This is a genomic window from Amycolatopsis thailandensis (genome assembly GCF_042723255.1).
Lineage (GTDB): Bacteria > Actinomycetota > Actinomycetes > Mycobacteriales > Pseudonocardiaceae > Amycolatopsis > Amycolatopsis thailandensis.
In genome coordinates this window covers 30,317-40,147 of sequence record NZ_JBHXJK010000079.1, presented here as the reverse complement: position 1 = coordinate 40,147, position 9,831 = coordinate 30,317, and the positions used below count along the sequence as shown (strand labels likewise).

At 68.5% G+C, this 9,831-nt stretch carries 8 protein-coding genes; 4 read left to right on the top strand and 4 right to left on the bottom strand.

All coding sequences use genetic code 11. From position 1 onward, the window contains the following. Positions 1 to 589 precede the first annotated feature (589 nt). Positions 590 to 1,273, top strand: a complete 684-nt coding sequence (locus ACFWMR_RS27700; RefSeq protein ID WP_378380471.1) for a GOLPH3/VPS74 family protein — start codon at positions 590 to 592, stop codon at positions 1,271 to 1,273. 1 nt (position 1,274) lies between these two features. Here ACFWMR_RS27700 and ACFWMR_RS27695 read toward each other — a convergent pair whose 3' ends face one another. Continuing rightward, a complete protein-coding gene (locus ACFWMR_RS27695) occupies positions 1,275 to 1,721 on the bottom strand; it encodes a DUF6069 family protein (RefSeq protein WP_378380470.1) in 447 nt (148 codons plus the stop codon). Positions 1,722 to 1,977: 256 nt separating this feature from the next. On the opposite strand from ACFWMR_RS27695, the gene ACFWMR_RS27690 reads away from it, so the two are divergent. The 3 genes from ACFWMR_RS27690 to ACFWMR_RS27680 are packed head-to-tail and all read left to right on the top strand — an operon-like array spanning position 1,978 to position 5,178. Further along, positions 1,978 to 3,396, top strand: coding sequence for an APC family permease (locus tag ACFWMR_RS27690; protein WP_378380469.1), 1,419 nt, complete (start codon positions 1,978 to 1,980; stop codon positions 3,394 to 3,396). Continuing rightward, positions 3,393 to 3,833 (top strand): hypothetical protein, encoded by a 441-nt coding sequence (locus tag ACFWMR_RS27685; RefSeq protein WP_378380468.1) that lies wholly within the window; start codon positions 3,393 to 3,395, stop codon positions 3,831 to 3,833. Before ACFWMR_RS27690 ends, ACFWMR_RS27685 begins: the two co-directional genes overlap by 4 nt. A gap of 4 nt (positions 3,834 to 3,837) precedes the next feature. Beyond that, entirely contained in the window at positions 3,838 to 5,178 is a 1,341-nt protein-coding gene (locus ACFWMR_RS27680; protein ID WP_378380467.1) for a dipeptidase, read from the top strand. Between the two features lie 49 nt (positions 5,179 to 5,227). Here the strand turns inward: ACFWMR_RS27680 and ACFWMR_RS27675 are convergent, their stop codons facing one another. The 3 genes from ACFWMR_RS27675 to ACFWMR_RS27665 form a co-directional block, all read right to left on the bottom strand. After that, a complete protein-coding gene (locus ACFWMR_RS27675; RefSeq protein WP_378380466.1) occupies positions 5,228 to 7,273 on the bottom strand; it encodes an MDR family MFS transporter in 2,046 nt (681 codons plus the stop codon). 168 nt (positions 7,274 to 7,441) lie between these two features. Next, on the bottom strand, positions 7,442 to 8,602 hold the full coding sequence (locus tag ACFWMR_RS27670) for an HAF repeat-containing protein (protein WP_378380465.1): 1,161 nt from the start codon (positions 8,600 to 8,602) through the stop codon (positions 7,442 to 7,444). A 145-nt stretch (positions 8,603 to 8,747) separates the two neighbouring features. Then, positions 8,748 to 9,671, bottom strand: a complete 924-nt coding sequence (locus ACFWMR_RS27665; RefSeq protein ID WP_378380464.1) for an aminoglycoside phosphotransferase family protein — start codon at positions 9,669 to 9,671, stop codon at positions 8,748 to 8,750. Positions 9,672 to 9,831: the final 160 nt, after the last annotated feature.

Below are 9,831 nucleotides of genomic sequence, written 5' to 3'. Positions count from 1 at the left end.
CTTTCGCAACGTTGAAGGTTGCGAAAGTGGCTTTCGCGACACGGCGCACCGAGTCCCCTGAATACCCCGGGCCGCCGGACCGGCGCGATCCCCGACACCACCCACGCACCGAGCGGCCCAGGTGGTCGTGAGTGGCGTTTCGGGTTATCGAGAGGTACGGCAAATCCCATATGACGGACCGGTCACCACGGCCACGTAGCCCGAGAAGCTCGAGGGGTGTGTGGGAATAGGGACATTCAACGTCCCCATTTCCACACACCCCTCCCCTGAGTGACACCTCACGCTCTCGCCCGCCACAACGACCCGACACCTTTGACTTACCCATACAGAACCCGAACGCCACTCACGACCCGCTCACGCGACCCTGACCCTCAAGGTAGGGAAGGATGCCTTCACGGACCGGACCCGCGAACCTGCCACACCGCCGGCCGGAACAGGCCGGGTCACACCCCGGCACCCTCCTTCCAAGACCAGCCATTCGAGCGAATCGACGACGTATGACGCTGTGTCACTGGTCCCGTCGCCACCCCCGTAAGACCATCGAAGGACGTCCACGCCTCCGTGGACGTCGTGGAGAACGGGGAGAACAGTGCAGAATGACCTGCTGATCGTCGAGGACCTGCTCTTGCTGCTGCTCGACGACGAGACCGGGACCCCCGCGGCGGCGGGCACCCTGCCCTACACCCTCGGCGGTGCCGTCCTCGCCGAACTCGCCCTGCTCGGCAGGGTCGAGACGGGAGAGCCTTCCGCGTTGAACGGCCCCGAAATCATCGCGGTGGGCGACGGTCCCCTGCCCGACCCGGTACTTCAGGCCGCATACGACCGGATCGCCGCGAAAACCCAGCGCGTACAGCCGCTGCTGCTCGCGATCGGCGGAGACCTCTGGAAGACACTGACCGACAGGCTCATCGAACGCGGCCTCATCCGGCGCGAGAAGAAGCGCGTGCTCGGCCTGTTCCCCATGACCCGCCTGCCCGCGGCCGACACGCGGCACGAGGCGGCGCTCCGGGACGAGATCCGCGCCGTCCTGGTGGAGGACGAGACGCCCGACCCGCGCACCGCCGCGGTGACCGCCTTGCTGTCCGCGAGCGGCGCGCTGCCCGCGCTCCGGCCCACCCTCGCGTGGTCGGCGAAGGTCTACAAGCGCGCGAAGGAGATCGAGCACGGCAATTGGGGCGCCGAGGCCGTCAACGCCGCCGTGGTCCGCACGGCCGCGGCGGTCGCGGTGTCCACCGCCGTGGTGGCCGCCACCGTCGTCACCACCACGACGTAGCTCAGCGCACCAGCCGGCCCGCCCGGATCGCGGAATGGAGAACGCCTGACAACGTGCCGGTGATCAGCACGCCCAGGAACAGATTCCCTGCGGCCGTCGCGATCCGGGCGCCCCGGTCGGCCTCGACGCTCAACGGGACGATCACGGTGATCGCCGTCAGAAGCAACGTGATCGTCACGAAGAACGACCTGGCGCGCGGTGTCCCGTTCAAGAGGAGATGCAGCAACCCGGTCGCGGCCAGCGCGGCGACAGCGGCGCTCACCGAGTAGGCCGCGGCACCGACGCCGCCCCACACGCCTTCTCCGTACGGGACCAGCACGGGCACGCCGAACAAGCCACTCGCGACGAGGATGACCACGATCGCCGCCAGAGCCGCGACCAACGCCGTCGCGCCGCCGCCCGCCCAGAGCCTGGCCACCACGAAACGGTGCCGCGCTTCTGCTGTCATGGTCCCCTCCGTGCTCTCCCAGTGGCCGAAACGCCTTGGCGTCAAGGAAGCACAGCGGATCGCCGCCGTACTCCCCCGATCCGGGTGAGTACGGCTTCCGCGCACGCCGTCGCCGTCTGCCGTTCTCGCCCGCAACGGGTGACCCGGCCGGGTTCCGCGCGGACCACGATCGAGCCCACGCCGAGGTGAGCTCGAGGAGGCCGACGACCATGACGACCACGAACAGACCGCTGCCCGTTCCGGGCGGGAGAGCATCGTGAGCGCCCGCACCGCGCCGAAGGCCGCGTGGATCTCTTGGATCGCGCTCGCGCTCATGACGACCAGTTCGGTCGCGAGCCTGCGCCCCTCCCCGACGATGGCCGTGTACGGGCTCGCGGCCGTTTTCCTTTACGTCGTACCGGCCATCGTGTTCCTGCTGCCGACCTCGCTCGTCTCGGCCGAACTGGCCTCGGGCTGGTCCGGCGGGGTCTACAACTGGGTGGCGCTCGGGATCTCCAAACCGATGGGCTTCCTGGCCGTCTGGTGCCAGTTCGCGATGACGATCTTCTACTACCCGAGTCTGCTCGGGTACGTCGCGAGCACGCTCGCGTACGTGTTCGATCCCAGCCTCGCCGACAGTGGATTGTGGACGGCGGCGGTCATCGTCGTGACGTACTGGTCGGGGGTCTGGATCTCTTCCCGTGGCACGAAAGGCGTGGCGGGGCTAGCCGGCGGCGGGCTCGTGATCGGCACGCTCGTCCCCGGTGCGCTGCTGGTGGTCCTCGGCATCGTGTTCCTCGGACAAGGACATCCTTCCGCGGCGCCGATGTCGGCGGGTGAACTGCTTCCCGCTTGGGCCGGGCTGGCCAGTCTCGTGCTGATCGTGAACAACTTCCTGTCCTATTCGGGCATGGAGATGAACGCGGTGCACGTCTCCTCGTTGCGCAAGCCGGGCAAGGAGTTCCCGCGCGCGATGTTCGTGGCGATGGGACTCGTGCTGCTCATCTTCATCCTGCCCGCGCTGGCGATCAGCTGGGTCATCCCCGCCGACCAGCTGTCGCTCACCGCCGGGGTGATGCAGGCCTTCGACGCCGTGTTCGCCAACTTCGGGATCCAGTGGCTGACCCCGTTGATCGGCGTCATGCTCGTCCTGGCGTCGCTCGGCGGGATGCTGACCTGGCTGGCCGGGCCGTCGAAGGGGCTGTTGCTGATCTCCCGGCAGGAGGGCTACCTGCCGCCTTTCCTGCAACGGCTCAACAAACAGGGCGTGCAGCAGAACATCCTCGTGGTCCAGGGCGGGATCACGACGCTCATCGCCCTGCTCTACGCGTTCATCCCCGACGTGTCGAGCGCGTACTGGATCTTCTCGGTGATCACCACGCAGGTGTACCTGATCATGTACCTGCTGATGTTCGTCGCGGCGGTGCGGCTGCGGCGCAAGTTCCCCGATCATCCGCGCGGCTACCGCGCGCCGATGCTGCTCGGCTTGTGCGGTATCGGGTTCTGCGCGTCGCTCGCCGCGCTTCTGGTGGGATTCGTGCCGCCCTCCCAATTCGGCTCCGGCAACCCGTGGCTGTACCTCGGGATCGTCGCCGGCGGCGCGCTCGGCCTCGGCCTGCTCGTACCGTTTCTGTTCTATCGCTTGCGCAAACCTTCGTGGCGCCTGCCCGAGCCATCCGAGACGAGCACGTCATGACCACGATGGACGAACGGTCGAACCCCAAGCAGCGCAAGATCCTGTACCTCGTGGTGGGTCTCGTACTTGGCGTGCTGTTGCTGGCCGGGTACTTCCTGTTCCGCTCGGCGCACTCGAACGTCGAAGCGGAGGAGAAGGCCAACGTGCTCATCACGCGACTCGTCCAGGAAGGCGCCCGCACACCGTCCCAGGAGCAGCTGGTCCGGCTGTTCGGCACGGACGGCGGCTCGATCTGCGCAGACCCGGACGAGGCGTTCGCCCGTGCGACGAGCGAGGGCGGGATCTCCGGCGGCGGTCCCGGCACGCGCCCGGTGCTCCCGGAGAGCGCCCTGATCCGCGGGCAACTGCTCGTCATCCAGGTCTATTGCCCCGAGAAACTCGCGGGGTTCCAGGAATTCCTGAATCAGCAAGGCTACGCCGACGTGACTGGAGGATGAGGAAATGGATCTCCGTGATCGGGTGAGAGAACTGATGCCGCGGGCACGGCAAGAACTCGCGGAGCTCGTCGCGATGCGTTCAGTCGCGGACCCACGGCAGTTCCCGGCCGAGGAGTGCCGCCGCGCCGCCACCTGGGTGGCGGACGCCTTCACCGAAGCCGGGTTCACCGACACCCGGCTCGCCGACACCCCGGACGGCAGCCAGGCCGTGGTCGGCTCCCGGTCGTGCGGCAAGGAGGACGCTCCGACCGTGCTGCTCTACGCGCACTACGACGTCCAGCCGCCGCTGAGGGACGACGCGTGGCACACGCCGCCGTTCCGGCTGACCGAAGTGGGCGGCCGCTGGTACGGACGCGGAGCCGCGGACTGCAAGGGGAACATCCTCATGCACCTCACCGCCCTGCGAGCCCTCGGCGACGACCTGCCCGTCAACCTCAAACTGGTCGTCGAAGGTTCCGAAGAGCAAGGAACCGGCGGGCTGGAGGCTTTCGTCCCCGACCACGCCGATCTCCTCCGGGCCGACACGATCCTCGTGTGCGACACCGGGAACGTCGCTGTCGGACGGCCCGCCGTCACGGTCAGCCTGCGCGGCATGGTCAATCTGATCGTCACCGTCGAGGCACTGCCGTCCGAACTGCACTCCGGGATGTTCGGCGGCCCCGCCCCGGACGCGCTGGCCGCGCTGGTGGCCGTGCTCGCCACCCTGCGCGACGACGAGGGGAACACCACCGTTCGCGGACTCCCCAACGACGGACTCTGGCCAGGAGCCCCCTACCCCGAAGAGCAGTTCCGCGCCGACGCCGGGCTCTCCCCCGGCGCACCCCTGCTCGGCGGCGCCGGAGTCGCGGACATGCTGTGGGCGCGTTCGGCGGTGACGATCCTCGGTATCGACTGCCCGCCGGTCGTCGGCTCCGCCGCCGCCATCACCCCGTACGCCCGGGCCCGGCTGAACCTGCGGGTCCCGCCCGGTATCGACCCGCAGGAGGCTGCGGGCATCCTGACCGGGCACCTGGTGGCCGCGACGCCCAGGGGCGTCCACCTCTCGACGGAGATCGAAGCGTGCGGCCAACCCTTCCGCTCCGCCACCGACGGCCCCGCCTACCGGACGATGGCCGAGGCGATGCGGACCGCCTACGGCCGGCCGATGAGCAGGCTCGGCCAAGGCGGTTCGATCCCGCTGTGCACGGTCTTCGCCGAGACGTACCCGGACGCCGAAATCCTGCTCATCGGCGTCGAGGAACCGCAAGCGCGCATCCACGCGCCCAACGAAAGCGTCGCCCCACAAGAGATCTCGGCGATGGCACTGACCGAAGCCCTTTTCCTGCGGGACTACGGAAGTCCGTGAAGGCCTCGTCCCTGACTCGGGTGTCGCGCTCTTGAAGCTGCGGCCCCGCTCAGACGGCGGCCGCGTGCTTCCCGCTCGGCTGGTCTTCGGCGGCCTGGTCCAGGATGCGGTTCGCGACCCGGCCGAGCGCCGCGTCGAGTTCGTCGTGTCCTTCCAGGCCCCAGTCCCGCAGTCGCTCGGCCAGCCAGTTCTTCCACGCCCGGATGAGCTTTTCGAGTTCGGCGCGCCCCGCCTCCGTGGTGGCCCATTCCCCGGACTTGAAGACCAGGTGCCCGGTGAACTCCAGGCGCGCGAAGGCGGCTTCGAACACCTCGGGCGGGATGCCGTAGCGATCGCCGATCACGGTCAAGGACGTGGGTTTGTCCCGTCGTTCCCGGAGCCGGACCTGCCCCAGGCACCACAGCCCGCCGGTGTCGAGTTCGCAGCCGGACTTCATGAGGACTCCGGAGGAAGCCGCTTTTCCGTCGCGTGCCAGCAATCGGCCGACGGCGCGTTCGAGGTCCTGGTCTCCGTTGCCCGACTCCGGCATCGCGAAACCCTCGCCGAGATCCGGCGCCGCGGCTCGCGAGGTGTCCCGTAGCGGGACCTCCTTGAGGAAGAAGGCGAGCACCAGCGCCACGAGCCCGACCGGTGCGGCATAGAGGAACACCGTGTGCAAGGAATCGCTGTACGCCTGGATATACGGCGCCGACACGGAATCAGGCAAGGCGTGGAGCGCGTTCGGGACCTGCACGGCTCTCAGGTCGATTCCGGCAGGCAGTGGGTGTTCCGCGCCCGCCGCGGCCATGTTCGGGGCGAGCTGGTTGGCGTAGATCGTGCCGAAGACGGCCGCTCCGAAAGAGGAACCCAAGGACCGGAGGAACGTCACGCCGGAGGTCGCCACGCCCAGGTCGCGGTAGTCGGCGGTGTTCTGCACGACGATGACCAGAACCTGCATGCTCAAGCCGATTCCCAGACCGAGGACGGCGAAGTAGAGGGACATCTCCCAGAACCCGCTCGTCGGGGTCAACCGTGAGAGCAGGTACAGGCCCAGCGTCAGCCCGACCCCGCCGGCGATCGGGAAGACCTTGTACCGCCCCGTCTTCCCGACGATGTTGCCCGCGAAAATGCCGGCCACCAGCAGCGCGATCACCATGGGCAGCATCCGCACCCCCGAACTGGTCGCCGAGATGCCGTGGACGTATTGCAGATACGTCGGCAGGTACGACAGCGCACCGAGCATCGCGAACCCGACGACGAAGCTCAGGATCGCCGAAACGGTGAAGACGGGGTTCCGGAACAGCCGCATCGGCAGGGTCGGTTCCTTCGCGCGCTTCTCCGCGAAGACGAACAGCACCAGCAAGATCACCGAGCCGATCGACATCCCGATGATCGTCGGCGAATCCCACGCGTACTGCGTGCCGCCCCAGCTCGTGACCAGGGTCAGCCCGGTCGCGGCCAGCCCGATCAGCAGGATGCCGAGATAGTCGATCACCGGCCTCGCCGCGGCCTTCACGCTCGGCATCGCGCTCGCCGCCACGATCAGCACGACGACCGCGATCGGGACGTTGACGTAGAACGCCCACCGCCACGACAGGTGGTCCACGAACAACCCGCCCAGCATCGGGCCGAGCACCGTGACGACACCGAAGACCGAACCGAGGATGCCCTGATATTTGCCCCGCTCGCGCAGCGGCACGACATCGGCCACGAGCGCGGTCGCGGTGACCATCAGACCGCCCGCGCCGAGCCCTTGGACCGCGCGGGCCACGATGAGCCAGATCATGTCGTCGGCGAACCCGCAGAAGAACGAGCCCACCGTGAACACGATCACCGACAGCTGGAACATCAGCTTGCGGCCGAACAGGTCACCGAGCTTCCCGACGACGACGGTCATGATCGTCTCGGCGAGCAGGTAGGACGTGATCACCCACGACAGATGCCCGGCCCCGCCGAGATCCCCGACGATCGTCGGCAGCGCTGTCCCCACGATCGTCTGGTCGAGCGCCGCGAGCAACATCCCGAGCATGACCGCCGCGAACACCGCGTTCCTGCGCTTGCGGCTCAGTACCGGCGGGGTGGCGTCCGGTCTGCCGACCTCGGCGGTCGTGGTCATCGAGTCTCCCTCACGTCGGGCATCCAACGTAAGACAGGCCGGGGGGCCGGCGCACTTCGATGATCACCCGATCCGGTGGTCCTCGGGAGGTCCGAAAAGGACGGTCCGTGAAGGAATCCTTGAGGGACTCTGGTTCCCTCAAGGATTCCTTCACGGACTTGGGATTGGTCAGTCGAGCGTCCAGTACACCGCGTGGCCCTTGCCCGCGGCGGTGTACGCGGTCCCGACGACGCGACCGCTGTCGGTGATCCGGTAGCCCCGGCTGCTGGTGCCGCCGGGCAACGTACCGAGCTGCCTGCGTTCCCCGTTGAGGAACCAGACCGTCGCCTGGCTCTTGAAGGTGCCCGCCACGGTGCCGTCCGCGTTGACCGATTCGGCGTCGGCGCCCTTGCCGTCGTCGGGCAGGGCGGTGACGTGACCGTCGAGGTCCCAGAGCAAGGCCGACCGCTTCGGCGGGTACAGATAGCCGGAGCCGACCACGTAACCGGTGGAGCCGATCTGATAGACCCAGACCACGTGGGGACTGGGCCATTCCATCGGATGCCGCACGCCTGCCTGGTCCCACCTCGCGGGGATGGTGGGCCCGCCGCTGGTGTCACGCACGGTCCCGGCGATCACGCCGCTGCCGTTGATCACATGTGTCCCGCTGTTCAGGGCTTGCGGCTCCAGCTCGGTGAGCGGCCCGCCGTTCACCCACCGCGCGGCCTGGTTCGCCCCGGCGCGGTTGGCGCCGCCGGTGATGATGGAGCCGTCGGCGGAGATGTCCTCGGCCATGCTCCAGGTTTCGCCGGGAAGGGCGCCCAGGTCGGTGACCGTGCCATCCGGGTCCCAGCGGAAGCCGTGGTACTGGTTGCCCGGGGTCGACCAGCTCCCGACCACGACGTTCGTGTCGCTGATCGCCCACGCGAGGGCGTTGTGATAGCCGGCCGGGAGCTGGAGCAGCGTCGCCTGCCCCGCGGCGTCCCACCTGGTCGGCACCGCGGTGCCCGCGGTCAGCACGTAGCCGGCGGAAACGCCGATGCTGTTGATGTCGCGTACCTGGCCCTCGGTGCCGCCCGGTGTGGGCAGCGCCGTGATCTGTCCGGTGGCGTCCCAGCGCACCGGATGATCGCGCCTCGGGTTCGAGCCCGCCTGCGACAGCCCCACCATCACCCCGGCCTCGTTGACCGCCAGGACCGTACTCTCGTCGTCGCCCGGCAGCGTGCCGAGATCCACCGGCCCGACCGTGGTGGCTCGCGCCGTCCCCGCCGTCAAGCCGGTGACCACGACGACCGCCGCCGCCAACGACAACGCCCGTCTTCGTCCCGCGGGCACACGATTCCTCAACATGACGACTCCCCATTCCTGATTCCGGTTCACCTGCGCTGTGCGGACCCCGGTGCGACCGTAAAGCAATCGCGTCAGAAATTGCTCGTGCCACGATCACGTTCCACACGAACAGCCGAAAGGCGGGAATTCGACGGTACTTTTGCCCTCAACGATGATCGGAGGCGTATTCGGAAAAGATTCCGTAAAGGACGCGACGCGCGTTCACGGATTCCTCATCGGACCGGCCCCGGGTCTGAGCACAAGCGACCAGCGCCTTCCAGAGGGCCCAGCCACGTCCGCGCGCCCAGGTCGCGTCGTCGACGGACAGCCGCTCACGGAACGCCTGCCTGCCGTCGGCGGTCAGCAGCGTCCAGGCGATGGCCATGTCGCATGCGGGGTCGCCGACGCCGCAGGTCCCGAAGTCGATGACGGCCGCCAGCTCGCCGCCGTCGAGCAGGAGGTTTCCCTGAGCAACGTCGCCGTGGAACCAGCGGTCCTTCCCGTCCCAAGGAGTGTCCGACGCGGTCTTCCAGATCTCACGGGCCGTGTCGACGTCGATGTGGCCGTCCAACGCCGTGAGCGCGCGCCGCGCCGTCGCGTCATAGGTGCGCAACGTGGCGCCCCGGAACCAGTTGTGCTTACCCGGCTGGGGACCGTCCACGGCATCGATGCCTTGCAAGGCCGCCAGGAACCCGGCCAGGTCGAGGGCGAAGCGGACCGGGTCGGCGATGCGGTCCGCGGTCGCGGGTTCGCCCTGAAGCCACGGATGGATCGACCACGGGAAGGGGTAGTCCGCCCCAGGACTCCCCTTCGCCACCGGGATCGGGATGGGGAGAGGCAGTGACGGGGCGAGCCGCGGCAGCCAGTGCTGTTCTTTGTCGACGGCCAGGGCGTACTCGGCCGCGCTCGGCAGACGCACCACCATCGCGTCGCCGAGCAGGAAGGTGAAGTTGTCCCAGCCGCCCTTGGCAACGGGCCGGACCGGGAGGCCGGCCCACTCCGGGAACTGGTCCCCGATCAACCGGCGAACCTGCGCCGCGTCGACGGTGATGCGCTGGGGCACGGGCCCCAGGTCGGGAATGCTGCTCAAATCCGGGATCCTTGCTCGGACGGCCGTGTCCTGGCCGGTCGGGGTGGTCGTGAGTGGCGAAGAGGGGTTGTAAACCCCCACCCCCCCACCCCCACCCCCGCCCACAGACGGCAGGGGGGGGGAAATAACACCAAAGGGGACACACATACCCCCCCCCCCA